The sequence below is a fragment of the Pseudoalteromonas sp. 2CM28B genome, from assembly GCF_023161935.1.
Map to the genome: position 1 here is coordinate 1 of NZ_JALNTH010000013.1, position 26,360 is coordinate 26,360.

At 42.1% G+C, this 26,360-nt stretch carries 25 protein-coding genes; 9 read left to right on the forward strand and 16 right to left on the reverse strand.

What is annotated here, in order from left to right; all coding sequences use genetic code 11:
* Positions 1-207: 207 nt before the first annotated feature.
* The 3 genes from MTN96_RS17365 to MTN96_RS17375 form a co-directional block, all read right to left on the reverse strand.
* Positions 208-1,008, reverse strand: coding sequence for a sulfotransferase family 2 domain-containing protein (locus MTN96_RS17365; RefSeq protein ID WP_248532339.1), 801 nt, complete (start codon positions 1,006-1,008; stop codon positions 208-210).
* Positions 1,009-1,261: 253 nt separating this feature from the next.
* A complete protein-coding gene (locus tag MTN96_RS17370; RefSeq protein WP_248532340.1) occupies positions 1,262-1,513 on the reverse strand; it encodes a Rho-binding antiterminator in 252 nt (83 codons plus the stop codon).
* Between the two features lie 17 nt (positions 1,514-1,530).
* Positions 1,531-2,370 (reverse strand): DUF417 family protein, encoded by an 840-nt coding sequence (locus MTN96_RS17375; RefSeq protein ID WP_248532341.1) that lies wholly within the window; start codon positions 2,368-2,370, stop codon positions 1,531-1,533.
* A gap of 357 nt (positions 2,371-2,727) precedes the next feature.
* On the opposite strand from MTN96_RS17375, the gene MTN96_RS17380 reads away from it, so the two are divergent.
* Positions 2,728-3,093: an N-acetyltransferase gene (locus MTN96_RS17380; RefSeq protein ID WP_029772858.1), complete on the forward strand. Its 366-nt coding sequence runs from the start codon at positions 2,728-2,730 to the stop codon at positions 3,091-3,093.
* Between the two features lie 3 nt (positions 3,094-3,096).
* Here the strand turns inward: MTN96_RS17380 and MTN96_RS17385 are convergent, their stop codons facing one another.
* The 4 genes from MTN96_RS17385 to MTN96_RS17400 all read right to left on the reverse strand — a co-directional run bounded on the left by MTN96_RS17385 (position 3,097) and on the right by MTN96_RS17400 (position 6,095).
* Positions 3,097-3,732 (reverse strand): trimeric intracellular cation channel family protein, encoded by a 636-nt coding sequence (locus MTN96_RS17385; protein WP_004587070.1) that lies wholly within the window; start codon positions 3,730-3,732, stop codon positions 3,097-3,099.
* 196 nt (positions 3,733-3,928) lie between these two features.
* On the reverse strand, positions 3,929-4,324 hold the full coding sequence (locus MTN96_RS17390) for a hypothetical protein (RefSeq protein WP_248532342.1): 396 nt from the start codon (positions 4,322-4,324) through the stop codon (positions 3,929-3,931).
* Positions 4,325-4,633: 309 nt separating this feature from the next.
* Entirely contained in the window at positions 4,634-4,813 is a 180-nt protein-coding gene (locus MTN96_RS17395) for a hypothetical protein (RefSeq protein WP_248532343.1), read from the reverse strand.
* Between the two features lie 127 nt (positions 4,814-4,940).
* Positions 4,941-6,095: an iron-containing alcohol dehydrogenase gene (locus MTN96_RS17400; RefSeq protein ID WP_004587069.1), complete on the reverse strand. Its 1,155-nt coding sequence runs from the start codon at positions 6,093-6,095 to the stop codon at positions 4,941-4,943.
* A gap of 221 nt (positions 6,096-6,316) precedes the next feature.
* Here MTN96_RS17400 and MTN96_RS17405 point away from each other — a divergent pair, with 221 nt between their 5' ends.
* On the forward strand, positions 6,317-7,216 hold the full coding sequence (locus MTN96_RS17405) for a LysR family transcriptional regulator (RefSeq protein ID WP_138685306.1): 900 nt from the start codon (positions 6,317-6,319) through the stop codon (positions 7,214-7,216).
* A 230-nt stretch (positions 7,217-7,446) separates the two neighbouring features.
* Here MTN96_RS17405 and MTN96_RS17410 read toward each other — a convergent pair whose 3' ends face one another.
* From MTN96_RS17410 to MTN96_RS17450, 9 genes are all read right to left on the reverse strand, one after another.
* Positions 7,447-7,839, reverse strand: a complete 393-nt coding sequence (locus MTN96_RS17410; RefSeq protein WP_096042779.1) for a DUF4019 domain-containing protein — start codon at positions 7,837-7,839, stop codon at positions 7,447-7,449.
* A gap of 108 nt (positions 7,840-7,947) precedes the next feature.
* Positions 7,948-8,961, reverse strand: a complete 1,014-nt coding sequence (locus MTN96_RS17415; RefSeq protein WP_248532344.1) for an MBL fold metallo-hydrolase — start codon at positions 8,959-8,961, stop codon at positions 7,948-7,950.
* 9 nt (positions 8,962-8,970) lie between these two features.
* Positions 8,971-10,869, reverse strand: coding sequence for a TonB-dependent receptor domain-containing protein (locus tag MTN96_RS17420; protein WP_248532345.1), 1,899 nt, complete (start codon positions 10,867-10,869; stop codon positions 8,971-8,973).
* Positions 10,870-11,081: 212 nt separating this feature from the next.
* On the reverse strand, positions 11,082-11,816 hold the full coding sequence (locus tag MTN96_RS17425; protein WP_248532346.1) for a DUF5020 family protein: 735 nt from the start codon (positions 11,814-11,816) through the stop codon (positions 11,082-11,084).
* Positions 11,817-11,846: 30 nt separating this feature from the next.
* On the reverse strand, positions 11,847-13,223 hold the full coding sequence (locus tag MTN96_RS17430; RefSeq protein ID WP_248532347.1) for a uracil-xanthine permease family protein: 1,377 nt from the start codon (positions 13,221-13,223) through the stop codon (positions 11,847-11,849).
* Positions 13,224-13,300: 77 nt separating this feature from the next.
* Entirely contained in the window at positions 13,301-14,368 is a 1,068-nt protein-coding gene (locus MTN96_RS17435; RefSeq protein ID WP_248532348.1) for a BMP family ABC transporter substrate-binding protein, read from the reverse strand.
* Between the two features lie 67 nt (positions 14,369-14,435).
* On the reverse strand, positions 14,436-15,362 hold the full coding sequence (locus tag MTN96_RS17440) for an ABC transporter permease (RefSeq protein WP_248532349.1): 927 nt from the start codon (positions 15,360-15,362) through the stop codon (positions 14,436-14,438).
* Positions 15,363-15,364: 2 nt separating this feature from the next.
* Positions 15,365-16,468, reverse strand: coding sequence for an ABC transporter permease (locus MTN96_RS17445; RefSeq protein ID WP_248532350.1), 1,104 nt, complete (start codon positions 16,466-16,468; stop codon positions 15,365-15,367).
* A gap of 160 nt (positions 16,469-16,628) precedes the next feature.
* A complete protein-coding gene (locus MTN96_RS17450) occupies positions 16,629-18,023 on the reverse strand; it encodes an ABC transporter ATP-binding protein (protein ID WP_248532351.1) in 1,395 nt (464 codons plus the stop codon).
* Positions 18,024-18,223: 200 nt separating this feature from the next.
* On the opposite strand from MTN96_RS17450, the gene xdhA reads away from it, so the two are divergent.
* From xdhA to MTN96_RS17485, 7 genes are read left to right on the forward strand one after another with little or no spacing between them, the layout of a single operon-like run.
* Positions 18,224-19,723, forward strand: a complete 1,500-nt coding sequence (xdhA, locus tag MTN96_RS17455; RefSeq protein ID WP_248532352.1) for a xanthine dehydrogenase small subunit — start codon at positions 18,224-18,226, stop codon at positions 19,721-19,723.
* Positions 19,710-22,049 carry a xanthine dehydrogenase molybdopterin binding subunit gene (gene xdhB / locus MTN96_RS17460; RefSeq protein WP_248532353.1) on the forward strand — a complete coding sequence of 780 codons (2,340 nt, stop codon included), beginning with the start codon at positions 19,710-19,712 and terminating at the stop codon, positions 22,047-22,049. Before xdhA ends, xdhB begins: the two co-directional genes overlap by 14 nt.
* Positions 22,042-22,932 carry a xanthine dehydrogenase accessory protein XdhC gene (gene xdhC, locus MTN96_RS17465; RefSeq protein ID WP_248532354.1) on the forward strand — a complete coding sequence of 297 codons (891 nt, stop codon included), beginning with the start codon at positions 22,042-22,044 and terminating at the stop codon, positions 22,930-22,932. The genes xdhB and xdhC overlap by 8 nt, the downstream gene beginning before the upstream one ends.
* A complete protein-coding gene (gene uraD / locus MTN96_RS17470; protein ID WP_248532355.1) occupies positions 22,929-23,429 on the forward strand; it encodes a 2-oxo-4-hydroxy-4-carboxy-5-ureidoimidazoline decarboxylase in 501 nt (166 codons plus the stop codon). The genes xdhC and uraD overlap by 4 nt, the downstream gene beginning before the upstream one ends.
* Positions 23,426-23,776 carry a hydroxyisourate hydrolase gene (gene uraH / locus MTN96_RS17475; RefSeq protein ID WP_248532356.1) on the forward strand — a complete coding sequence of 117 codons (351 nt, stop codon included), beginning with the start codon at positions 23,426-23,428 and terminating at the stop codon, positions 23,774-23,776. Before uraD ends, uraH begins: the two co-directional genes overlap by 4 nt.
* Positions 23,777-23,778: 2 nt before the next feature.
* Positions 23,779-25,143 (forward strand): guanine deaminase, encoded by a 1,365-nt coding sequence (guaD, locus tag MTN96_RS17480; protein ID WP_248532357.1) that lies wholly within the window; start codon positions 23,779-23,781, stop codon positions 25,141-25,143.
* Between the two features lie 4 nt (positions 25,144-25,147).
* Positions 25,148-26,359, forward strand: a complete 1,212-nt coding sequence (locus MTN96_RS17485; RefSeq protein ID WP_248532358.1) for a urate hydroxylase PuuD — start codon at positions 25,148-25,150, stop codon at positions 26,357-26,359.
* Position 26,360: the final 1 nt, after the last annotated feature.

The following is a 26,360-nucleotide window of genomic DNA, read 5'->3' on the forward strand; positions in this document are numbered from 1 at the left end:
TAGAAAATGTTTAGGATTTAAAACACCAAATGAAGTCTATAATGAATTAGGTGGTGCACTTCCAATTAGAATCTAGGTGAAAACTTTCTTAAAAGTTAGAATGAGTGTCACTCTAACGTTTTTACAAAATGAAAATCAGGATCACGCTGATAATCATCATATTAAGAGCAATATAACCCTACATTCTAATCAGTTTTAAGACCATTATCATTTATTTTTTAAATGATAATGGTCTTTAATCTGGTTATAAATATCAATATCTACACTGCATAACTTTCTTATTTCTGCCAACTTATTTCTATCTGATAGAATATCGCTCATTACTACTTTATTCGGCGAGCTATTAGTATTGTGAACCTTAACTTTAAAACCTCCCTCTTGGTTCAGCTCCTCAATCCATGTATCTAGTTCATTTAAAAAACCTACCTTATAAAAGTTTTTCAAGTTTGCTACGCTGCGTTCAACCGCTATATTTGGGTAGTCAAGTATTTCTTCTAGATCCATACCAGAAAAAAAACGAGCATATGTAACACCGCAGCCAACTTTATTATCCATTGCTATATAATCAGATATATCCAAATCATTTTTTTTCCAAGTATTTGTTTTATATGTATTATAAACAAATTCAGAAATAAACCTATCGACTGGATCTCTCAAAACAGTAATAAACTTCCACTCATCATTAAATTCATTCACTAAACTAGGAGATGCGTAGCAGTGACCTGTAACAAATACTTTTTTATTGGATGATAAATGAGAAGCTAAGTTAATTTCTCGTATTTTTTGTTCTTTAATACCTGTTAGCTTACTAATTTGTAATGCTAATTTTATATCAATACCAGTGGTTAATGGTGAGTTTTTAATTAAACTTGGGTAGATGCCATTGAGCAAAGAAACAGAAAGTGATGAACCTGCGCACTTTGGAACATGAGTAAAGACAAACTTCGGTTGACTAGCTGCAAGCCTCTCAGTTTGTTTTTTTATTATATTTTTAGCTAGCGTAAACATATAAAATCCTTTTTAAAATAAATGACAGAACCTATTCTCTAGCATTTTTAAAAAATGGGCAACTTATATTGGGGGGCGGGGGAAACTGTCATTTAAATAGATTATGTTTTCCTACCCTGATATAACGGCTAATGTAAACTATTTACGCTTGGTGCTTATGTTAATGCATAATTTTAGGCGGGCTCTGTTAAAGCCATATTCCAAACCTTTTTAAGATAAGACTGCTTAGTAAATAAAGCTATTGCGAGGGTGTTTACTTAGCCTCAAAATTTACATTATTAAAATACGGGTTTTGTGTGAGGGCTTTAATTACGCTAATGCTGGTAAGTTCTATAAGCTTTAGCTCGCCATTTACGTTAATGGCAATGCACTCTTGTTTGAGTGCATTGCGTTTTGTATCAGTTGCTACACCACATACACTATCACCATTTTTTAAAATAAGCTCAACGCTTAAATGGTGCATACAGGCAATTTCGATGTAATCGTAATGGTTGCAACTGATCATAACGTCCTCTTTATATATTATTTAGCAGGTTTAAGTAGCATTAAAGTGGCAATAACAATTAAGTTACCTACATACCATAAATCTTTAATTACAAATTGCCCTAAACGCTCTAATAACGTGCTTGAGCTAAATGCACCGGTGGCGGTTATTAAAAATGTTTGGGTCATTAAAAATACACTTAAACACGCTAAGCCACTTATAATAATTAGCTTTTTATTATTTAAAAATAGCCCTAAGCCCAATAACACAGCAAATAATACATCAAACCCGCCAATGATATTTGATGCGCCTTGTACGCTAAATACCGTGTATAACCACGACATAAACGGTGAGGTTTCTACTAGGCCTACAATGGCTTTGGCTTCAAACTCATAAAATTTCATGCCGCCAATCCACAGTAAAACCATAGCAACCGGTATAAAGTTTAAAAGTACGTGTTGTTTGTCTGTTAGTTTATTTTTATAAAACAAAAATAAATACAAAGGGATGACTGCAAAGTATTTAATTATGCCTTGCCCACTGCCAATAATTGGAAAGCCGCCTAACTGTGCCATCCAGCGGTTACTGGCAAATAGGGTAAGTAAAGGCACTATGCTAACAACTAACGCGAGTATAAGTGCAGGCACAGGCTTTATTAATTTTAAATGCGCAGCTAAGGTGGTGACTGCCAACGCAATCATCGCGGTGCCTGTGAGCAAACCTAATGTATTGTTACTTAGTAAGGTATCAAGTTCATAAAAACTAAAGGTAGCTGAGAGTGTGTTTGGGTTTGCACCTAAAGCAAACGATACACCAAGTAATGCAAAGCTGAGTGTAAGTAAAAAGGTGAGTGCGTTATTTGTGTGTGTTATGTTCATTGTGTGCCCATTAAATCTGTAATGGCTAATAAAGACCTAATTTTTACAAAAAGTGATTCAACTAAAGTTAAATTTTTTAATACAAGGAAGGACATTTTGGTTTTTACGTTTACAAAAGCCACGCGTGAAAAGAGGTTTAACCTGAGCTTTGGTTAAGAGATTTAGATATAGTGGGTTAGTAATGTTACTGGGTCTGTTTTCTCTAGCTAGAAATTTTAAGTGAAAACAAGGCGAATTTGCGCGTCAATAGCTAGCCTATTGCAAGTAAATTCAACGCAGTTAGCGCTAAAAATAGCTGCTTGAGATAGATTTATTAGCCAAGGCTCAGGTTATTAATTAAGTCTTAGAAAACTTACTATGGTAGAGCACCTTGAGGTGGCCGGCTTATTTTTAACTGAGCAACAGCATAATGAAAGGGTTGACGAGCAATACGATTGCTCTCATCTCATACAGTTTAATGGTAATACCATAGGTACGTTAAAGTACAAAATATGGGGTAGCCACATTGAAATAATGCAATTGCAAATACACCCCAACCATCAAAATAAAGGCTACGGCAGAGGCGTTATTGAGCAAGTAATTAAAACTGCAAAGTTAAAGCCTATCAAACTAACAGTACTTAAAAACAACCCTGCTAAAGCACTTTATACTCGACTAGGCTTTAAGGTCACTGGGGAAGATAACTATGAGTACCATATGCAAACCCAGCCTATAAATAACTAAGAGCTACTCTCTTTGATCTTTAAAATCTTTTTTTCTGAAAATGGTTAGGTGCCAGCCCCATTTAAGCGAGCCTAATCTTAAAAATACAGTGGTAAAAAGTGAGCCTAAAATACACCAAATGTAATCGACTTCTATGGTAAACAGCGCAGCATAAACTAGGCCGCCTACTAAACAGGCTGAAGCATAGGGCTCGTTTCGCATAACTGAGGGTACTTCGCGGCAAATTACATCTCGTATTAGGCCGCCAAAAATCCCTGTGGTGATCCCCATTGTTATCGCTATTACCATACCTGTACCGCTTATTAAGGCTTTTTCTATCCCCATAATATTAAATAATGCCATACCTATAGCATCGACTAATAAAAAGTAATAGTTATTTACATGAGGTAAGTAACGCACAAAAAATATGGTGGCAATAATAGCGGCGTAAGTTGAGTATAAATACTCAGGCGTAGCTATCCAAAATATAGGTTTATCTAAAAGTATGTCTCTTAGCGTGCCGCCACCTAAAGCTGTAACAGTTGCGACCACCACTACCCCAAAACCACTTATGTTTTTTTCGTAGCCTAGCAGTGCTCCTGCAACCGCAAAAAAAGCCACTCCGAGCAGCCCCAGCACCATAAAGTATTCAGCAGTCATGTGCATTCCCTTTTAAATTTTATACATTGGTGTATCAATTTATATGCCAGATGTAATTAGCAAAAGCCAAAAGCGAGGATTAAAAGTACATTTAAAAACAATGGGTTAATAAATTTTTGATAAAATTAATGATGGGTTATTGTGATATGCGATATTTAAAAAGGTAATTATTTTAAAAGTGAGTAGTTTTTACACATTATTTATAAGTAGGACTGTAAATTAAATTATTGCGATTAACCCATTCATAATAAGCTAAATAGCCAACAAAAAGAGACTCTAAAATTAATAGGCTTATACCCTTCCAACTTGCAGAATCTAGGTATATAAAAATGAAACAGATGCAAATCAATGTCCAAAATGTGTTAGCTAAAGCTAATAATTTAATGATCAAAAAGCTTCTTTTTCTTTTAGAAGCCAACAATAATGCCAGCGCACCATAAAGCATATTAGCTGCTGTAATAAATTGAAGGACATATAGAGGTAAAGAATAAACTTCGTGAAACCATCCTTGAAAACTAAACAACGTTAAACCTGCAAGTAGCCCTGCGACACCGTCAAGAAAGAGTATGTCGAATTTTTTATATGTAACCACTTTTAGTATCTTTCAGCTTTTAGTTGAGCTGCCTTTTTTAGTGCCCACCAGCCAATTATTAGGCTCATTAGTATACGTACGGGAAAGTAAATAACGGCTGGAATGCCGAATAACCAATTAGCAAAGCTTTGCGGCATGACATAAAAAGCAACCTGCTTCACCCAATATCTAATACCAACCCGCAATAATACTTAATCATTTTTAGGGGCTAAACGTGTCGCTATCTGCGTTAAAAAATTCTCATTTAGAATAACTAAATAACGAATTTTTTGCCTAGCTATCAACACGTTTATCTATCCTCAAAATAGATCAATTAATTAAGCGGATTGGTATAAACTCTACATACTGCGCTAAAAAGTCATTAAGCGATAAGCTCAAAAATGCTAAATTATTACTGATTAAAACCCAAAGTGCATACAAGCCAAGCAGGCCATCGCCCACACTGCCAATATAAGATGAGTAACCAATAAATAATAACAAGCCGCGCATGGTAAGTCCCTGTTAGCTGTATCGTTAAGTTAAATAATAAACTCGCTTAGTTAATTGCACCATTTAGCTTTTAGCTTTTTGAGCATAAAAAATGGCGCTAAAAAGCGCCATTCAAAAAACAATTAAATTAAAGCGCTAGGCTTAAAATTTTCTTCGCTTTAGCTATGTCAATATCGCCATGTTCGCCAAGGGCTGTCATGCCGTTACGCTCAAGATTGTTGGCAACGGCTTCAACCGCGTCTTCACCTAGGTCGTAATCGCCAAGTTTTGTTTTAATGCCCATTTGCTCAAAAAAGTCTTGAGTATGTTTAATGGTTGCATCAATCAGCTCGTTTTTGTCTTGCATATCAAGGCCAAATACACGCTCACCTAACTGAATAATTTTAGCGCGTTTTTGCTCTTGCTGAACAAACATAAGCGGCGGTAATACAATTGCAAGTGTTACAGCGTGATCTAAGCTATAAAGCGCTGTTAGCTCGTGGCCAATCATGTGCGTAGACCAATCTTGCGGTACGCCTTGGCCAATTAAGCCATTTAGTGCCATCGTTGCCGACCACATTACGTTTGCACGAACATCGTAATCTTCTGGGTTTTCAAGGGCTTTAGGGCCTTGCTCAATTAGCGTAGATAAAATGCCTTCTGCAAAACGGTCTTGCAGTGGCGCATTAACTGGGTACGTTAAGTATTGCTCAATAACATGTACAAACGCATCAACTACACCGTTAGAAATTTGGCGAGTTGGCAGTGAGAATGTATACGTAGGATCAAGCACAGCAAATTGCGGTTGTACAATTGGCGTACCAAAGGCACGTTTTTGCTGGGTTTCTTTACGGGTAACAACCGAGTTACCGTTGCTTTCTGAGCCAGTAGCCGGAAGCGTTAATACCGCGCCAATAGGTAATGCGCTTTTTACTTCTGCGCCATTAACTAAAATATCCCAGCCGTCGCCTTCGTATTTTGCTGCTGCCGCTACGTATTTAGCGCCGTCGATAACACTACCGCCGCCTACAGCTAATATAAAGCTAACGTTTTGCTCTTTCACAATTTCTACAGCTTTTGAAAGTGTTTCGTAAGTTGGGTTTGGCTCAACTCCCGAAAACTCCACAAAGTCCACACCTTCAAGTGCATTTACTACATCGTCATATACGCCGTTCTTTTTGATCGAACCGCCACCGTATAAAAACATGACCTTGCCTTGGCTTGGTACGCGGCTTGCGATCTCATTAATTTGATCTTTGCCGAATAAAATCTCGGTGCGGTTTTTAAATGCAAAATTTAACATATTTGTACTCTACTTGGTTACGGGGCTCAGCCCCTGGTGCTCATTGCTTTATAAAATGGGAATTAATAGTTAACTTTCAAGTAATTAATTACCTATTTTATAAATTAAATATGAAAACGGTTAATGTCTAACTGAACGAGCGCAAGTGTACGCGCACTTTACAATAAGTAGAATTCAGTTAATCTTGCTTTACCCATCGGATTTCTGATACCTAATGTTTTATGTCTTATTTTGTACAATTACGCACCTTTGTTGAGGTATATCGTTGTAAAAACATCTCTCGGGCTGCTAAAAATTTGGGGCTGTCGCAACCAGCTGCAACCGCGCATATACAAACAATGGAGTCGGTGGTAGGTAAATCGTTATTTGAGCGGCGTCACCGAGGCGTAGAACCAAGTAATGCCGCCCACGATTTAGCAGGCCAAGTGGCAAATCACCTTGATGCTATAGAGCAAAAAGTTGCCTCTGTACGCACCCGTTCAAACGATGTGAGCGGAACGATTACACTAGCCGGGCCCGCCGAATATATTAGTTATGTTGCCTCAGCACAGCTGGCAAATTTGTTACAAGCAGGCAATGTTGATGTGGTCGTGCTGCCTGGTAATCGTGAGCAAATTTATTCAGCGCTCGACACCGGCGTTGCCGATATGGCCATTACAGCCTCTCTGCCCGATAACAAAATTTACGACTTTGAAGTGCTCGACAGCGAAGAGCTAGTACTGGTGGCGCACCGTTTATTAGCGCAAAGCTTAGAGGGGCAAACCATTACGCCAGCACTTTTAAATACGCTGCCGGTGGTCAGTTACGACAGTCAATTACCGCTTATACGCCAGTATTTTGATACTGTATTTAAACAGAGCTGTACGTCAAAAATAATTGCCCGCTGCCCCGACATACGCGCGCTCGCTGGCATAGTAAGAACCGGTGTAGGCTATACCGTGCTGCCTGATTATATATGTCATGACGATATTCAATCAGGTAGATTAATTAAACTTGGTCCGCAAGGGCCGGAAAACAATTTGTACTTAGCGTGGCGTAAAGGGGCGCTTGCTCACCCGCGGCTTAATTATGCCCGCGATGTGTTAATGGCTTTTTCTAATATTAATAAATACGCAAAATAGTTTTTTAACTTATACCAATCCGCATAATTAAGTGATCTATTTTGAGGATAGGTAAACGTGATGATAGCAAGGCAAAAAATTCGCTATTTAGTTGTTCTCGGCAATTGCTCCTGCATTGCTCTACCTTCTGCATCCATGCAGTCGTAAATGAGAATTTTTTAACGCAGATAGCGACACGTTTAGCCCCTGAAAATGATTATGTATTATTACGGATTGGTATTGAACGCTGGTTATTTAATAAAATAGCCAACCGCGCGCCATTGCCCACTGCTTTTACTTAATGTAAGGGTTTCCACCGCAAGCCTTGCTGAAAATTGCGTTTTAAATTGCACAATAAGGTATTTACCTTGCGGGGCACCAGGTAAAGATGAGTAAGCATTCGCACTTATTTGTTCTCGCGTAGCCACTTTACCTAGTGGCGCACGCACTGTGTTTAGGGCGCTTTTCCAGTTTGCTTTACTTAATTGCGATTTAAATAGCGCATCGGCTTGTTGCCAACTTTTTGTGTATTCACCCGCATCAATTAACTGTAACCAGTTTATTGCTACGGGCATATTTTTAGTGGTTTCGGCCCACACTGAGCAGCTTATAAACAAGCATAAAATTAAAATGAGGGGTTTCATCATTCTTCCTTTTAATCTGGCGTTAAAAGTAAATATAGATACTCCAAATTACAACACATTGGTTAAATGGTTAACCCCTAATATTAAAAACTTTTGCAAATAAGTGCCTTACTCTCCTTTAATTTTTAAAACCTGCGCGTATGTGCAATCGCTTAACATAGAAAAACCATGCGAGGCTTGCTCTTGGGCTATTACAAATGGATGCGCCGTCTCGGGGGCTCTATTTTTAAGTTGCTTTATGCGCTCAAACGAACCATCGCGTTTAGGATGGTTTGATATAAACACATCTACACCGGCTTGCATTGCCACATTACCAAAACGTTTAGCGGCGACACTGTAAGCGCTAATTCGCTCAATATCAGGCCCATAGTTTAGCCCAGTCCCTCCCCACAGGCTTAGCATATGTTTTTTGCCGTTATCATATACTGGGAACAACAACGAAATAGTGCCAGGGGTGTGTCCAGGCGTTAAATGAACGCCAATGCTGGTATCGCCAAGCGTAATTGTATCTGCCTCTTTTGTGCTTATATCTCTTGTTGGCCGTTTGCCCCAACGTGGGCTTTCAAAATCAAGCTTTGGTTGTTCTAAGCGTCGCCACTCAACCTCACTCATAACAACACGCGGTTTGTATGTATTAACTAAGTACTCTTGCCCACCGTAATGATCACCATGCCCATGGCTAATAATTAAATACTTAATATCTTCGGGGTTTAAGCCTAGTGTGAGCAAACCTTTTTCAATGTAATTTTTAGCTTGTTCGTTGTTATTTAGCGCATCAATAACAATAAGCCCTTGTGATGTTTTAACTACCCAACTTGCCACTCCACCAGTACCTACATAATAAAGGTTGTCAAACACTTGTGTAGGTTCAATCGTTGATGAGCGCCGTTTACTACCCAACTTTTTACTGCGCTTTTTACCTTCATTATTAGTGCGAACACGCTTTGTTAAATCACGTAACGGGTTTTGTATATCGCATAGGCTTGTTAACCCCGGAAACTCATCAGCGTACTGCATGCCTTTTTCGACATAATCTTGCGCTGTTAATTGTGTATTTTGCGCAATAGCTGGGTGCGTAGCTAAAAAGCTGAGTACCACAGCAGAGAATATAAATTTTGGCATAAACACCCCTTATAGTTTTGTATCTATAGCTAGCCAGTAGCGTCGGCCATCTTCTACATAGCCGTATTCATCGTAGCTGGTTGCTTTATCAAATATATTGTAAATACCAAACATAACTTTAACGTTACCGTTTACTTGCCACGCACTGCCTATATCTGCTGTTGCAATAGAAGGGGCTGAGGTTAAACGGCTAGTTATAGAGGCTGCTTCGGTTTCTTTACCGCGGTAATTAGCACGTGCCCACGTATTAATGTTATCGCTTACATCCCAGTAAATATTTAGCGTTGCTAAATGTTTAGGTATTTGCGTAAGTGGCTGGCCTTTATTGTCGCCACTGCGTTGCTCAGAAAACGTATAGCTGTAGCTAGTTGCAAGGGTAATATCTGTACTTAACATTGTTTCTATATTTAGCTCAGCCCCATAAGTCACCGCTTTATCAATATTGATGTTATAGCGGTCGGTTTCATCACCACACACTGTGATAGGACATAAAACGGTGTTAATTTTGTCTTCAAAGCTATTATGAAAAACCGTGATATTAGTTTGAAAGTCACTGTTAGCATAATACACAGCCGCTTCTTTACTGACGGATGTTTCAGGCTCTAGGTCAGCATTTCCATATAAGTCGCCACCGCGGCTGCTTTGGATCCAATTAGGGCTAAGCTCGCGTAAATCTGGCGCTCTGTAACCGGTAGCTACGCCCGATTTAAAGGTCCATGCCTCATTAATATTCCAAACTCCGTATAGGCGTGGACTCAAGTGCGAATCAAACTGCTCGTTATCATCAACTCGTAAACCCGTGGTAATGGTAAAATCGGGGTGTAAGCTCCACTCATCTTCAGCAAATAGCGACCATTGTTTGTTATCTATTTTAGTAATAGTGGCTGCGTTTGTTGTTTTGTCATCAAGCTTTTCTTGTTCAAATGCGCCGCCTAATGTTACATGGTGGTTTTCAAGTGCAATTGACCACTGCGTATTTGCTAAGGTATTTTCGATGGTTATTTCACGGCCTTCGTTTTCAACCGACTCTTGTTGAATATACGAATGCGCAGCGCCCCAACTATAGCTACCTTTATGTGCTAACGACCACGTGCTGCGGTTATTGTTCGTTTCGCTAGAGCTATTTCGATTAGGTAACGATAGCCCCGAGGTAGAAATACGTTTTTGATCGTGTTCGCTGTATTCAAGCGATATCACATCGTGCTGCGTGGCTGTTAAATGCAGTGTACCACTGTAACTTGTCAGCTCTTTTTCACCGTAACCGCGCTCAATTTCATCTTCTTCACGCTCTTGGTAAAGAGCCGAAAGGTTAACGCTTAATAAATCTTTTATTAATGGCCCCGCTGCATATATTTGCCCTTGGTATTCATCACCCGAATTACTGTTTTCTTGCTGTGTGGTTTCTAGGCGAACATTAGCATGCCAATTGTCGTAATTTTTACGGGTTATAACATTAATAACGCCGCCAATTGCATCCGACCCATACAACGTAGACATAGGCCCACGCACAACTTCAATACGTTCAATAGCGTCTAGTGGTGGCAGCCAATCTTGCTCAAAGCCACCGCTGCCGCTTGGTTGTGATTCACGCCCTGACTGTTTTTTACCGTCTACCAAAATAGCAGTGTACTGCGCTGGCATGCCACGCACGCTTATATCTTGTCGCGAGCCACCACCGGTAACCGTAACCCCTGCAACACCGTTAAGTGCATCGGTTAAGTCTTTATAAGCGCGGTTTTCTAGCTGCTTTTTGCTAATTAAAGTAATAGAAGCTGGCGCTTGCGCTAAGGTTTGTTCAAAGCCAGAGGCGGTCACTACTATTGTTTCTATATCATTGTTAGCGTTAGCCAAAGTGTAAAATGGCGCAACAGCAATTAGAGGCAGAGCTAAAGTGTTTTTCAGAGTCATTACGGGGTATTTAATTAGTTATTTTACGTAATGATAACAATTATCAATACCTTCAGCAATTAACATTTCATTAATTTACAATAAAACTTAATCAATTAAGCTGCAGTTACTCCAGTGCCATTATTAACAATAAGCCAATTTTATTGCGTTTAATGTACAAAAAAGGCTGCATTAACTAGCAGCCTTTTTTGTATTCTGTAACGCTTAAAGTTTTAAAAATGCCATTTAACCATTAGGTTTGGGTTGTGCTCTGTTTGACCGTCTACACCAAACTTATTTTTCCAATATACGTATTCTATACCTACATCAAGGCGACCTGTGTCTAGACCAAGCATAGGAGCAATGTTGTATTTAAGTTGTGAGGTAAAATTAAAACCGCCTTCGCTTTTACCAAACATAGTGTCGGTACTGTCAACAATATCTAAAAAGCCATCGTATCTAAAGTTACCCTTGTTATAGCCCCACGTTACGGTTATTTGGTTGTTATCTTCACGCTCTATGCCAATATCGTCCTGAAAACGACGGTAATAAGCCACATTAAAATATTGAAACCCTGGTACATCTAACGATACGCCACCACCTAATAAGTAGTTATTTTGATCGGTATCGCCTGAGCCATATTCTGTTTGTAGGCCTAAAAACACCTCTTTAACAAAGCTGTTTTGCGGCTTGAACAGCGTTGGGTTTATGTTTAGCTCTCCGTATACTTCATCGGGGTTGCTTAATCTATCCATAAAAAAGAAGGTACCGCCCCATGTATGCCCCGATGCATGCTCAATGGTTACTACACTTCTGTCATCTTCCTCCCCCGAGAACGGCTCGAGGTAATCGGCGCCGGTCATGGCGGTTATACTAAAATCTGACCACAGCTCTTTTGCCGACACACTACTTGAACACACCGCGATAGCACTTACTAAGGCTAATTTTTTAATTGTTGTAATTTTCATTGTTAATCCCTTTGTTATAATTTTATTAGTCTAGTTAAGATGATCTGTACTTGCTGAATAATTTTCTGGTAAAACAAGCGTCATAACGATGGCGGTTAAACCCGATACCGTTACAGCGCTGCCAAAAATAGCGGTTACCAGCTTAGGCGCATTTATAAACATTTCGGGCACAAAGCTTACCCCTAGCCCCATACCTAAGCTCACCGCAATAATAAGTAAGCTACGACGATTTATTTTTTCGCTTGCAAGAATTTTTACCCCTGCGGCTGCCACGGTACCAAACATAACAAGCGTTGCACCGCCTAGCACTGGTTTAGGAATATTTTGTAGCACGGCACCAATCACCGGAAATAACCCTAAAATAATCAAAATTACACCAATCCACAGGCCAATGTATCTACTTGCTACACCGGTTAACTGAATAACGCCGTTATTTTGGCTAAAAGTAGTATTAGGAAACGTATTAAATACGGCAGCAATCATTGAGTTAACGCCATCGCCTAAAATACCTCCGCGTATACGCGCTAAATAGCTTGCGCCTTTTACCGGTAATTTAGACACCGCACAATTTGCGGTTATATCGCCTGTGGATTCAATAGCGGTAATTAGGTATAAAAAGCTAAAGGCAATCATGGCGCCAAAATCAATGTTAAACCCATATTTAAAGGGTAATGGCATGGCGATTAAATCAAATTCGCCCATTTTAAATTTGGCTATACCTAAAATAAGTGCAAGTAACCAGCCTACTAACATGGCAACGACTACAGCGGTAAGCCTTACCCACTGATTTTTGCTAGCATTTAGTAATACCACCAGCGCCACCACCGAAAAGCCCACAATTAAGTTGCTTGGTGAGGCAAACTTTTCAGGCATATTAGTTAATAACCATTGCCCGCCGCCTATGTCGGTCATACCTACTTTAATGAGGTAAACCCCAATGGTGGTGATCACCACACCAGTCACTACAGGCTTAATTACTTTGCCAAGCTTTTCTATAAAAAAGCTAATAAATATCTCTACAAAGGCTGCTAAAAAACACACCGCAAAAATGGTGGCAAGTACTTCATCGTTTCCGCCTCCAGTGGCTTTTACGGTAAAACCGGTTGCCAAAATAGTGCCTAAAAACGCAAAGCTGGTGCCTTGTACGCAAATAAGCCCTGAGCCAATTGGCCCCACACGGCGAGCCTGAATAAATGTACCAACCCCCGATACAAACAACGCCATACTAATTAAATACGGTATTTCGCTACCAAGCCCCAACACGCCACCAATAATAAGCGTGGGCGTAATAATACCTACAAAACTTGCCAGTACATGTTGCAGGGCAGCAAAAAAAGATTCGGTCAGCCCTGGTTTATCATCTACTGCGTAAATTATGTCTTCTGAGATTGCTTCTTGGTTTGACATAGTCAACATCCTTTTAGCGCTTTAATGTGGGCAAGGTATACACGCCTTGCCCAGGTTTTAATTTAAATACAGGGCGCTTATTTAAGCTGCCCTTCAACACCCTCTACATAAAAGTCCATACCCAGTAAGGTTTTATCATCAATTGTTTGCCCCGCTTTAGTTACCAGCTCACCTTGCTGATTGTTAATTGGGCCACTAAATGGATGAAACTCACCGTTGGCAATTTTGGTTTTAATCGCCTCTACCTCGGCAACAACATTGGCAGGAATGTCTTTACTCAACGGCGCTAAGCGGGTCATACCGGCATCTATGCCTTTCCATACATTTTGCGATTGCCATTTATCGTCAAGTACTTGCTGCACGCGCTCGGCGTAAAACTCATCCCAATGATGCACTGGCGCCGTAAGGTGCGCTTTTTTACCATAGCCGCTCATATCTGAGTGGTAACCAATGGCGTATATTCCGGCGGCTTCTGCGGCTTGAAGTGGCGCAGGCGAGTCGGTATGTTGAGTAATAATATCAACACCTTGGTCGATTAAACTGTCGGCAGCTTCGCGCTCTTTACCAGGATCAAACCAGCTATTAACCCACACTACTTTTACTTTTGCGTTAGGTTTTACTGAGCGCAGGCCTAAAGTAAACGCGTTAATACCGCGTATTACCTCAGGAATAGGAAACGCGGCAATATAGCCAATACTGTCAGATTTACTCATGTGCCCAGCAATAACACCGGTTAAGTAGCGCCCTTCGTAAATACGGTCAAAATAAGTGCCCACATTTTTAGCGCGTTTATAACCTGTTGCATGCTCAAACTTTACGTTAGGAAAACGTTTAGCCACTTTAATGGTCGGGTTCATGTAGCCAAACGAGGTGGTAAATATTAAATCGTGCCCGCTTTTGGCTAGTTGTGTAATAACTCGCTCTGCATCGGCGCCCTCTGGCACGCTCTCTACAAAGGTGGTTTTTATTTTTTCGCCAAATTTATCCTCTAGGTAGCGGCGGCTTACATCGTGGGTGTAAGTCCAACCAGCTTCGCCAATCGGGCTTACATATACAAACCCTACTTTTACGCTGTCTTTTGCCATTGCACTCGCGCTTAACCCTAAGCTAAGTGCTACGCCAAGCGCTGTTATTAGTTTTTTCATTGTTATTCTCCGTGTTGTATTTTTAATATCCTGTTGAAGGCTTATTGTTACTCTTTGTATAAAATTTTTAATGGCCCTTATGCCAAGGCTTACCTAGCCACATGGGTTCGTACATTTTTAGTTTTTGTTTATTTTTACTTAGCATAATCAGTACTATAAGCGTTGCACCATAAGGCAGCATGGCCAGTAAATTAGAATCCACCGCTAAGCCAAGCGCCTGTGCCACTAAGTGCATAATGCTGGCAAAACCAAATAAATAAGCGCCTAGCATTACCCGCTCAATTCGCCAACTTGCAAATACCACTAAAGCCAGTGCTATCCAGCCACGTCCCGAGGTCATGTTTTGTGTCCAAAGGGGTGTGTAAGCAAGCGACAAGTACGCCCCTGCAATACCCGCCATTGCGCCGCCAAACATCACCGCTAAATAGCGAGTACGCATTACAGGCAAGCCTAAGTTATTACCAACGCCTGGGTTTTCACCAATGGCGCGTACCGCAAGCCCTGCCCTGTGGTATTTAAAAAATAAATAAGCACCAAGTATTAATGCCCAACTTAAATACACAATGGCATCTTGCGAAAACAGCGCTTTGCCCAGTAGCGGAATATGCTCAAACCCTGCAATTGCTAAAGTGGGTAAGGCATTAATGGTTTTGCCCTCGTAATCAACACCTAAAAATGCCGACAAGCCCGTGCCAAAAATAGTTAGCGCTAACCCGGCAGCCACTTGGCTAGCATTTAAATTAAGTGCTACAAACGCAAATACTAACGAGGCCATAACCCCCACAAGCGCAGCCACGCTAAAGCCTATAAAGAGGTTGTCGCATTGATACATGGTTATAAACCCTGCCACCGCGCCTAATAACATCATGCCCTCTTGCCCAAGGTTAAGTGTGCCGCTTTTCTCGCATACTATTTCACCTAGAGCCACCAGCAATAAAGGCGTGCCGGTGCGAATAGTGGCGTATAAAATATTTGTGAATACCTCTAAATCCATGTTTAAGATTCCTGTGCGATGGGTGTTAGCTGCGTTTTTTGTTGTTTAAATGGCAGTAACAATTTAATGCGATAACCAATAAGCACATCGCACGAGAGTAAATAAAACAGCATTAAGCCCTGAAAAATGCCGGTAATGGCATTGGGTAGGCCAATTTCTATTTGCGCCATTTCGCCGCCCATATAAATAAGCCCCATTAACAGCCCAGCCAAGGTGATCCCAAGCGGATGTAAGCGCCCTAAAAAAGCCACAATAATTGCGGCATAACCATAACCGGGGGATATTTGCGGCACTAATTGCCCTATAGGCCCAGCTACTTCGCCAGCCCCTGCAAGCCCAGCTAACCCGCCACTTATTACCAATACACCGGCAATTAAAAGCGCGCGTTTATAGCCCGCCATTTTGGCAGCCGATGCATCAAGCCCAAGTACTTGAATTTGAAAACCCACAAAGGTTTTACTAATAAACACCCATGTGGCACACAGCGCTAATAGCGCAAATGCAAGCCCTAAATGAAGGCGAGTACCCTCAAATAAAACTGGTAGTAAGGTGCTATCGCCAAATAAGGCGCTTTCAGGAAAGTTATAACCGTATGGGTCTTTTAATGGCCCGTGTACTGACCACAGCAACATATTAACGGCAATGTAATTGAGCATAATGGTGACTAAAATTTCGTTGGTGTTTAAACGTAATTTCATAAAGGCAGCTAAGCCTGCCCACAGCATGCCACCGGCAATACCTGCAAGTAATGTAAGCCCTAATGCAAAGGAACTTGTAGAGTCAACAAAGTTAACAGCTACGGCACTGGCGCATACGCCGCCAATAAGTAGCTGCCCTTCAGCACCTATATTCCACACCGACGCCCTGTAACACAGCGCTAAACCATAGGCACATAATAAAATTGGAATGGTCATTACTAATAGCTCGGTAACGCCGTACCAGTCAGAAATAGGTGCTACGAGCAAGGTATATAAGGCATTAAGCGGGTCGTGCCCTAATAAGGCAAACACCACATAACCTGTTATTAAAGTGAGTAAAATGGCTAAAACAGGAGAGAAATAACTCCATGTTTTTGAGCGCTCTACGCGGGGTTCAAGCTTTATCATGCCAGCGCTCCTTGCGGTGTTATTTTTGCTGTGTTGCTTTTAGTGTCGTGATTAAAATCGCCCGCCATCCACTGCCCTAATTGCACAAGTGGTACACAGTCGGTATTTAAAATAGGCGAGAGTTTGCCATCACAAATTGCCCCAATACGGTCACAAATTTTTAGAGCTCGTCTAAATCTTCTGAAATAACCAGTACTGCACAGCCTTCGTCGCGCAGCGTTAAAATTGCCTCGTGAATGGCAACTTGCGCGCCAATATCTACACCCCAAGTAGGGTGCGACATAACCAGCAATTGTGGGTTTTGCTCAACCTCTCGGCCAATAATAAACTTTTGCAAATTACCGCCCGAAAGGCTTGCTGCGTGAGTACGGTTGCCGGAGGTTTTAACGTTGTATTTTTTAATGATTTTGTCGGCGAGTTGGCTAATTTTTTGTTTTACTAAAAAGCCTTTTTTAACTAAACCACTATCAAAACTGGTAAGGAGTGCATTGTGCGCTAAATCCATATCAGGGACTGCGCCGCGCCCTAGTCTGTCCTCGGGTACGCATGCAAGCCCAAGCCTGCGCCTTTTTAGAGGGCATAACGCATCAACAGCGGTATTTTTAAATTTTATTGCGTTGCTATTTTTTTGCGGCTCCTCTCCCGAAAGCGCTTTTAATAGCTCCTCCTGCCCATTACCGGCAACCCCTGCAATACCGACTATTTCGCCTTGTTGTACGGCAAAGTTAATATTTTTAAGCGCAATATCAAATAACGCCTGCGCACTGGTTGATAAGTTATCGACTGTTAAAAAATCACCTGTGCCAGTCGCTCTGCGCGTTTGGTTACTTATTGGTGTGCTGTCGCCTACCATTAAGCGAGCTATTGATTCGCTGGTTTCGTTTTTAGGAATGCAATGCCCACTTACCTTGCCGGCGCGCAAAATAGTGGCGCTGTCGCAAAGCCCAATAACTTCATGCAACTTATGGCTAATAAACAGCACCGAGCAGCCTTCTTTTTTAAGCGAATGCAGGGTTTTAAACAGTGCATCTACTTCTTGCGGAGTGAGTACCGAGGTGGGTTCATCTAAAATAAGCAGTTGAATATCTAATAATAAACACCTGACTATTTCTACTCGTTGGCGCTCGCCCGTTGAAAGCGTAGACACTAACCTATGCGGGTCCAGCGGCATGCCGTACCTAGCCGATGTTTTACTAATTCTGCTGGCAAGTGTGCTGCTATGCCCTGCTAAATCGCCCAGCGCTAACGCGATATTTTGCGCAACTGTTAGGGTTTCAAATAACGAAAAATGCTGAAACACCATACCTATGCCTAATTCGCGGGCATCGGCGGGTTCTTTTATGTCCATTTTGCGGCCATTAAAAAACATGTCCCCCTGGTCAGGTTTAACTACACCGTAAAGCATTTTCATTAACGTGCTTTTACCTGCGCCGTTTTCACCAAGCAGGGCATGTACCTCACCATGTTTTATTTTTATTGTTACGCCGTCGTTGGCTATACATCCGGGGTACTGCTTTGTCATTCCCTGCATAGTAAGGCGGTATTTATTGTCCATTATTTAAACCTTTCTTTGTGCTTGTTGGTTAAATAAGCTAGCCTAGAAACTTAGCTGACCAAGCGGTCAACAATGGCATGGTATCTGCAATTAACTTACCAAGATGAAAAAGTTTTTTTCTTACCTGCTTAAAAACAACAAGAAAAAATATACGCCAAGCCTTTACATATCAGGGTTTTATAAAAGTTAAGGGGGTCTGTGTGATTACGTTTTTATTAAATGACACGCCAATAGAAGTAGAAGAATGCGCGCCGAATCTCACCATTTTGGACTGGCTTCGCACCAAAAAAGGGAAAATGGGCACCAAAGAAGGGTGTGCAACAGGCGATTGTGGCGCATGCACAATTTTAGTTGGCGAAGAAAAACTAAATTCAAACGGTGAGCCAGTTTGGCACTATAAAACCATGAATAGCTGCCTGCTTTTATTAGGAAATGCACACGCAAAACACATAGTAACCGTAGAGGCTGTAACAACAGGGCTTTACCCTACACTTAACGATTTACATCCGGTACAACGCGCATTGGTTGAGTGCCATGGTTCGCAATGTGGTTTTTGTACCCCTGGCATAATAATGAGCATGTTGGCGCTTTATATTAATAACCCGAGTTACCCAGGTAAAAAAGCCGCTATTCATGCGCTAGGGGGTAATTTATGTCGTTGTACGGGTTACAGCCCTATTTTACTAGCGGTAGAAAAAGCCTACAGCTATGAGCGCAAAAATGAGCCTTACTCTGCCATGGGGGCACAATTTAAGGCATCACTAAATATAGGTGATGACATTCCTTGTTTAAAAAATGGCTCTCGTACGTTTTATTTACCGCAAAGTGCAGCGCAACTTGTTGAGCTTAAAGCGCGTTACCCGCAGGCACACTTGGTTGCTGGTGGCACCGACTTTGCCATTGAGCTTAGCCAAAACATGTTATTGCCCGATATTATTATATCGCTTAGCCAAACCAGTGAGCTGTGCACTTTAACCGATAACAGCGGCGAGCTACATATTGGTGCAGCACTCCCTTACAGCCAATTTATTGAAGCGTTTTACACTTACTACCCTGAGTCTAAGGAGCTGTTTGAACGCCTTGGCTCTAACCAAGTACGTAACAGTGGCACCTTAGGTGGCAGCATAGGAAACGCCTCTCCTATTGGCGATCCAGCCCCTTTATTAATCGCACTTAATGCCACTCTAGATTTATTAAGCGCAGCAGGCACACGTACAATAAACGTGGCCGACTACTTTGTTGATTACAAAAAAACAGTCATTAAAAGCGATGAAGTCATTAGCAAAATTACCGTACCTAAACGCCCAGACTCGTTAAAGCTTGCGTGTCATAAAATTTCAAAACGCTTTGAAGATGATATATCTACTGTGTGTTTAGTGCTGGCTATAGAGCAAGCACAAGGCGTAATTAGCAATGCCCGCTGCGCCATGGGCGGTATGGCTGCAATACCCAAACGCGCCGTAAACATAGAGCAAAAACTTAATGCTCAGCCCTTGCAAGTAAGCACCTTTATAGATGCCGCTAGTGCTATAAATGATGACTTTGCTCCCATGAGCGATGTACGCAGCAGCGCGCATTACCGCACTACGGTAAGCAAAAACTTACTACAGCGTATTGGTATTGAGTTTTGCGGTGCACAGCCAAGCAGTAAAAATAATAACAACATTGCCATTACGAGGATTTCACATGCGTCACTTTGAAATGGATAAACTAAAAGCCCAAGGCGGAAGTGTTGGTCAATCTAAGTATCACGAAAGCGCAATAAAGCAAGTATGTGGCAATGCAAACTACGCCGACGATAACCCAGAGCCCCATGGCTGCTTGCACGCCTACCCTGTGCTTGCGCCTATTACCAGCGGCTTTATTAAATCAATTGATACAAGTAAAGCGCTTGAAGTGGCAGGCGTTAAACGTATTTTATCGGCCGATGATGTACCCGGTAAGCTTGATATTGGCCCAGTATTTCCTGGGGATGTGCTATTAACCAATCACGAAATTCAATACCACGGGCAACCTGTGCTGGTAGTGGTTGCCAAAAGCTACGAAATTGCGCGCCGCGCTGCTCGCTTAGTGGTTATAGAGTGCGAGCAAACCACCCCCATACTTGATATTAAAGAAGCGATTAAAAAAGAGCACTGGGTAAGGCCGCCACATTCACTTAACCGCGGTAATAGCGAGCAAGCCATAAATAATGCAGCCCACCAACTTAAAGGTGAAATACACATAGGCGGGCAAGAACACTTTTACCTTGAGGGGCAAATAGCACTTGCTCAGCCCGACAACGATGGCGGGATCCATGTTCAATGTTCTACCCAGCACCCAACAGAGGTGCAGCACTTAGTTGCTAAAATTTTAAAAAAGCCATTTAGCTTTGTAAACGTAGAAACCCGCCGCATGGGCGGAGCCTTTGGTGGTAAAGAAACCCAAGGCGCGCCGTGGGCTTGCCTTGCAGCACTTGCAGTTTACTACCTTGGCTGCGCCGTTAAAATGCGCCTAGCCCGCAGCGACGACTTTAAACTTACCGGTAAACGCCATCCATTTTATAATCAATACCATGTAGGGTTTGACGAAAATGGCCTAATTGAAGGCGCTGATGTAACCGTAAATGGGTTTTGTGGTTATTCACCTGATTTATCTGATGCTATTGTCGACCGCGCAATGTTTCATGCCGATAACGCTTATTACTACCCAGCGGCCACCATTAAAGGGAATCGCTGCAAAGTAAACACCGTAAGCCACACTGCATTTAGAGGATTTGGCGGACCGCAAGGCATGATCATGGGCGAGCTGATAATGGACGATATAGCCGCTAAATTAGGTAAAGATCCGCTTGAGATCCGAAAACTTAATTTATACAAAAAAGGCCGCGACACCACCCCGTATCATCAAACAGTAGAGCAGCATATTTTAAAAGATATGATAAGCCAGCTTGAGGAGTCGGGTGATTACTGGGCGCGAAAAAAGGCAATTAAAGCCTTTAATGCATCATCCCTTATTATCAAAAAAGGCCTTGCGATGACGCCGGTTAAATACGGTATATCGTTTACCGTACAGCACTTAAACCAAGCGGGTGCACTCGTACATGTATATAGTGATGGATCAATTCATTTAAACCATGGCGGCACCGAAATGGGCCAAGGGCTTAATACAAAAATAGCGCAAATAGTAGCCCATGGCTTTGGCGTTGATTTTGAGGCAGTAAGCATAAGCGCTACTCGTACCGACAAAGTACCCAACACCTCGCCAACTGCTGCATCAAGCGGGACTGACCTAAACGGCATGGCGGCGCTAAACGCGGTAAATACCATAAAAGAGCGTTTAATAAACTTTATAAGTGAGCACTTTGAGGTAGACAGCCAAAGTATTGTATTTAAAGATAATCTCATTACCTTTAGTAAAGGCGAAATTAGCTTTAGCGAACTTGCAAACCTTGCTTATATGAATCGTATATCGCTTTCATCAACGGGTTATTACGCCACGCCTAAAATTCATTACGATAGAGCCAAAGGCGAAGGCCGCCCGTTTTTTTACTACGCTCACGGCGTAGCACTGAGTGAAGTAGAAGTAGATACGCTGACAGGCGAAAACACCGTAACGCGTGTTGATATTCTGCACGATGTGGGCAGCTCAATTAACCCAGCACTTGATATAGGGCAAATTGAAGGTGCCTTTGTACAAGGTATGGGCTGGCTTACCACCGAAGACTTACAATGGAATGATAAAGGCCAGCTTGCAAGCTTTGGCCCCGCTAACTATAAAATTCCGGCTATTGGCGATACCCCTGCCGAATTTAACGTCAATTTATATAACTCGGCCAATCCAGAAACCACCGTATTTAGATCAAAAGCGGTTGGCGAGCCGCCGTTTATGCTGGCCTTTAGTGTATGGAGCGCTATTCGTAATGCCATAAGCAGTGTGGCCGATTACAAATACACCGCCCCACTTGATACGCCTGCTACGCCTGAGCGTGTATTAAATGCAATTGAGCAAACCGCTAGCTGGTTTAAGGAGCATCAACATGGCTAATTTAAATGAGTCGTTTCAGGGTTTTCATACTCAAAACTGGGCGCAAGCTATAAACGAGCACGAACAAAGCGGCACTAACTATGTTATTGCGACAGTGCTTGGAACCAATGGCTCAACCCCACGGGGCACAGGCTCTAAAATGGTAATAAGTGGCGAGCATATCTACGACACCCTTGGCGGTGGTCACCTTGAATACGTAGTAATAGAAAAAGCCCGCGAGCTACTTGCTAAAGATAAGGCCGCGCAAGTGATAGAGCAATTTAACCTAGGCGCAAATTTAGGACAGTGCTGTGGCGGAGCTGCCACAGTGATGCTTGAGTGCATGCAAAGTGAGCGCTTTACGCTTGATATTTATGGCGCAGGCCATGTAGCACAAGCGCTTATTGGTATATTGGCACAGCTGCCTATGCGTATACGCTGGATAGATAGCCGCGCCGATGTATTCCCGCTGGTTATTCCAAATAATGTTATAAAAGTGGTTGATGAAGAGCCAACAGAGCAAGTAAAACGCGCCCCAAAAGCTAACAATTACTTAATATTAACCCATAATCACCAGCTCGATTTTGCACTCACACAAGCCATTATTAAACGCGCTGATGCCAATTGGCTTGGTGTAATTGGCTCAGATACCAAAGCAAAACGCTTTAAGCAGCGCTTAGCTCATCGCGATTTTACTACCGAGCAAATAAAGCAAATGACCTGCCCTGTTGGGCTTGAAAATGTAACGGGCAAGCTCCCTATGGAAGTGGCAATATCAATTAGTGGGCAGTTAATTGGCCTTTATCAGGCTATGCAAACCCATGCGCCAAAACGCCAAGGTGTGCAATGGCGTGCACTTAAAAATGCCCTAATTAGCACCACGCAAGAGGAAGTAGATGCATGAGTAGCTTAAAAATTAATAACCTAAATGCAGCGCAAGCGCATCAGGCATTAGAGCACTGCTGCGCAGCCCCTAACTGGGTAAGCGGTATGCTAAATACCATGCCATTTGAAAATAAAGAGCATCTATTTCAGAGCGCTCAAAGCGTATGGGACAGCCTAGGTGAGAGCGATTATTTGGCCGCTTTTGAAGGCCACCCGCAAATTGGCGATCTATCAACATTAAGTAAAAAGTACGCCGCTACAGCGCAAAAAGCGGGGCACGAACAATCAGGAATGAGCAAAGCAAACGAGCAAACTCTTAAAAAAATGATTGCGCTAAATAAAGAATACCTCAGTAAATTTGGCTTTATATTTATTGTGTGTGCCAGTGGCAAAAGTGCTGAGCAAATGCTTGAGCTTATTGAGCAGCGTATACACAACACCCGCAGCACAGAGCTTAATATAGCCGCGGGCGAACAAGCCAAAATAACAAAAATAAGATTGGAGTCCCTGATATGAATAAAAGTATGAACAAAAGCCCTATTACTACCCATATACTCGATACCAGCACAGGCAAACCTGCAGCAAATGTAGCTGTACAATTGTTTGTACACACTAATAACGAGTGGGAATTAATTGCCCAAGGTAAAACAAATAGCGACGGACGCATTACCGACTGGCTAAATACAGACGTAGAATTTGCAACTTATAAACTGGTTTTTGACTTAGACAGCTATTATGAAAACCAAGAAACACCTGCGTTTTACCCAGAGGCGCAAATTACCTTTAGATTACAAGATCAAAAGCATCATCACATTCCGTTATTGCTTAGCCCATTTGGCTATTCAACGTACAGAGGCAGCTAACAATGAGTACGCAAAATAATAATAAAATAACCGTAATTTGTGCCAACATACTCGATTTTGTTGACGACCCAGCCATAGCCGGCGACAACGCCCATCGCTATTTTGAAAAAGGCGCGTTAGTTATTCAAAACGGCAAAGTAATTAAACTTGGTTACGAGCAAGACATACTGCCAAGCTTAGATAAATCAGCCACTATTATTCGCCACGATGGCAAATTGGTTATGCCCGGCATGATAGACACACACATACATTTGCCGCAAACCGAAATGGTCGGCGCGTATGGCGAGCAGCTTTTAAGCTGGCTTACCGAATATGCCTTCCCAACTGAAAAAAAGTTTACCTGTGAGCATTATTCAAAAGACATATCTAACCGCTTTTTAGACGAGCTACTTAGAAACGGCACCACCACCGCCTTGGTATTTGGCACTGTGCACCCGCAATCTGTAGATGCATTTTTTAACGAATCACAAAAACGTAATTTACGCATGATTGCCGGTAAGGTAATGATGGACAGAAACTGCCCTGACGATTTATCAGATTGCGCGCAAACCAGTTACGATCAATCAAAAGCACTTATTGAAAAATGGCACAATGTTGATAGATTAAGCTATGCAGTAACACCGCGTTTTGCACCTACTTCAACCCCAGAACAACTACAAAAATGCACTCAATTATTAGAAGAATACCCCGACACCTACCTGCATACACACTTATCTGAAAACAAAGACGAGTGCGAATGGGTAAAAGGGTTATTTCCTGAAGCCGAAGATTACCTTGGCGTTTACGAGCAAGCCAAAATGGTGCGTAAACGCTCGGTATTTGCCCATAGCATTCATTTATCTGAGCGTGAGCTTTGCTGCCTTGCAGATAACAATGCGGCTATATCGCACTGCCCTACATCTAACTTATTTTTAGGCTCGGGCCTTTTAAATTTAAAGAGATGTGAAGAGCACGGAATAAACGTGGGTATGGGCACCGATGTGGGTGCAGGGACAAGTTTTTCTATGCTGCAAACAGGTAACGAAGCGTACAAAATTCAGCAATTACAAGGCCAGCGCTTTTCAGCGTTTAAAGGCATGTATCTCGCCACTTTAGGCGGTGCACGAGCGCTTGATTTAGAAGGCACCATAGGTAACTTTGCTATTGGCTGTGAAGCCGACTTTATAGTAATGGACTACGCGGCTACCTCATTTTTAAAATTCAGAATTGGCCATGCAAAAACCCTGCACGAACAACTTTTTGCCATGATGATGCTAGGTGATGACCGCTGCATAGAACAAACCTACATCATGGGTAAAAGCATGTATAAGCGCGATGCAAAAGAGCAGTTTTCAACAACCCACACACCGCAATTAGAAGAGGCTTAACCTAATGGAAAACTATTTATTTGAGCTTGCTCATTTAGTCCTGCGTTATTTTCATGTAATTGCAGGCATTGCGTGGATTGGGGCGTCGTTTTATTTTGCGTGGCTTGATAATAACTTACAAACCCCGCCACAATGGAAACAAGACAAAGGCATAAAAGGCGATTTATGGGCCGTGCACGGCGGTGGCTTTTACGAAGTGGCTAAGTATCAAAATGGCCCTGAAGAAATGCCCCATACCCTGCACTGGTTTAAATGGGAAGCCTACACAACGTGGATCACCGGTATTTTATTATTTAGCCTACTTTATTATGTTGGCGCCGATGTTTACCTAATCGATAATAGTAAAAGTGAGCTAAGTAAATTTGCCGCTATTGGCGCGTCGCTTGGCTTTATTGGCTTAGGATATGGTGTTTATCGATTATTGTGCAAAACCCCGCTCGTTGAAAACGGTAAAGCGTTTATTGCTGTGGTTATTGGCATATTGGCCCTTTGGACTTATGGGGTTGACCAGCTATTTAGCGACCGCGCTGTGTATATTCATGTAGGTGCGCTTATTGGCACATGTATGGTTGGCAATGTGTACCACATTATTATGCCAGGGCAGCGCTACATGGTAAGCGAAGTAGAAGCTGGCCGTATTCCTGATTCAGCACCGGGTTTAAAAGCAAAGCTGTGCTCTATTCATAATAATTACGCCACGTTACCTGTGGTATTTATTATGCTGAGCAACCACTTTCCTTACACCTACAGCCACAGCTTTGGCTGGCTTATATTAATTGCGTTATTTGGTATTGGCATGTGGATACGCCATTACTTTAACTTAAAGCACCAAGGTATTAATAAACCTTCAGTGCTTGTAAGCGGTATTGCCGCCTTTTTTGCCCTAATGCTGGCGATAGCTCCGTGGCCTAGCAGCCCAACAAATGCAGGCGAAAACGCGCCTTTACAAGCAAGCATTACCGACACTCAGGCGTGGGATATAATCAGCAAGCATTGTACACAGTGCCACAGTGAAACACCTACCTCTGAGCTTTTTCAAACAGCGCCGCTTGGCTTTAAGCTCGACTCTATTAATGATGTAAAAAAAGCTAGTACGCTTATTCATACCCGCGCAGTTATAACCAAAGACATGCCATTGGCAAATATGACCAAAATGACTGATGCAGAGCGCGAAACGCTAGGCTCTTGGCTCACAGCGCTTAAAAAGGAGCAATAAC

Excerpts from the sequence above, each read along its gene's own strand:
- MTN96_RS17415 (WP_248532344.1), bottom strand. The coding sequence starts at position 8,961 with ATGCCAAAATTTATATTCTCTGCTGTGGTACTCAGCTTTTTAGCTACG.
- MTN96_RS17400 (WP_004587069.1), bottom strand. The coding sequence starts at position 6,095 with ATGTTAAATTTTGCATTTAAAAACCGCACCGAGATTTTATTCGGCAAA.
- MTN96_RS17485 (WP_248532358.1), top strand. The coding sequence starts at position 25,148 with ATGGAAAACTATTTATTTGAGCTTGCTCATTTAGTCCTGCGTTATTTT.
- xdhB (WP_248532353.1), top strand. The coding sequence starts at position 19,710 with ATGCGTCACTTTGAAATGGATAAACTAAAAGCCCAAGGCGGAAGTGTT.
- MTN96_RS17430 (WP_248532347.1), bottom strand. The coding sequence starts at position 13,223 with ATGTCAAACCAAGAAGCAATCTCAGAAGACATAATTTACGCAGTAGAT.
- uraH (WP_248532356.1), top strand. The coding sequence starts at position 23,426 with ATGAATAAAAGTATGAACAAAAGCCCTATTACTACCCATATACTCGAT.
- MTN96_RS17410 (WP_096042779.1), bottom strand. The coding sequence starts at position 7,839 with ATGAAACCCCTCATTTTAATTTTATGCTTGTTTATAAGCTGCTCAGTG.
- MTN96_RS17380 (WP_029772858.1), top strand. The coding sequence starts at position 2,728 with ATGGTAGAGCACCTTGAGGTGGCCGGCTTATTTTTAACTGAGCAACAG.
- MTN96_RS17420 (WP_248532345.1), bottom strand. The coding sequence starts at position 10,869 with ATGACTCTGAAAAACACTTTAGCTCTGCCTCTAATTGCTGTTGCGCCA.
- MTN96_RS17445 (WP_248532350.1), bottom strand. The coding sequence starts at position 16,468 with ATGATAAAGCTTGAACCCCGCGTAGAGCGCTCAAAAACATGGAGTTAT.
- MTN96_RS17375 (WP_248532341.1), bottom strand. The coding sequence starts at position 2,370 with ATGAACATAACACACACAAATAACGCACTCACCTTTTTACTTACACTC.
- MTN96_RS17365 (WP_248532339.1), bottom strand. The coding sequence starts at position 1,008 with ATGTTTACGCTAGCTAAAAATATAATAAAAAAACAAACTGAGAGGCTT.
- MTN96_RS17440 (WP_248532349.1), bottom strand. The coding sequence starts at position 15,362 with ATGGATTTAGAGGTATTCACAAATATTTTATACGCCACTATTCGCACC.
- guaD (WP_248532357.1), top strand. The coding sequence starts at position 23,779 with ATGAGTACGCAAAATAATAATAAAATAACCGTAATTTGTGCCAACATA.
- MTN96_RS17370 (WP_248532340.1), bottom strand. The coding sequence starts at position 1,513 with ATGATCAGTTGCAACCATTACGATTACATCGAAATTGCCTGTATGCAC.
- MTN96_RS17395 (WP_248532343.1), bottom strand. The coding sequence starts at position 4,813 with ATGCGCGGCTTGTTATTATTTATTGGTTACTCATCTTATATTGGCAGT.
- MTN96_RS17425 (WP_248532346.1), bottom strand. The coding sequence starts at position 11,816 with ATGAAAATTACAACAATTAAAAAATTAGCCTTAGTAAGTGCTATCGCG.
- MTN96_RS17450 (WP_248532351.1), bottom strand. The coding sequence starts at position 18,023 with ATGGACAATAAATACCGCCTTACTATGCAGGGAATGACAAAGCAGTAC.
- MTN96_RS17405 (WP_138685306.1), top strand. The coding sequence starts at position 6,317 with ATGTCTTATTTTGTACAATTACGCACCTTTGTTGAGGTATATCGTTGT.
- MTN96_RS17385 (WP_004587070.1), bottom strand. The coding sequence starts at position 3,732 with ATGACTGCTGAATACTTTATGGTGCTGGGGCTGCTCGGAGTGGCTTTT.
- uraD (WP_248532355.1), top strand. The coding sequence starts at position 22,929 with ATGAGTAGCTTAAAAATTAATAACCTAAATGCAGCGCAAGCGCATCAG.
- xdhC (WP_248532354.1), top strand. The coding sequence starts at position 22,042 with ATGGCTAATTTAAATGAGTCGTTTCAGGGTTTTCATACTCAAAACTGG.
- MTN96_RS17435 (WP_248532348.1), bottom strand. The coding sequence starts at position 14,368 with ATGAAAAAACTAATAACAGCGCTTGGCGTAGCACTTAGCTTAGGGTTA.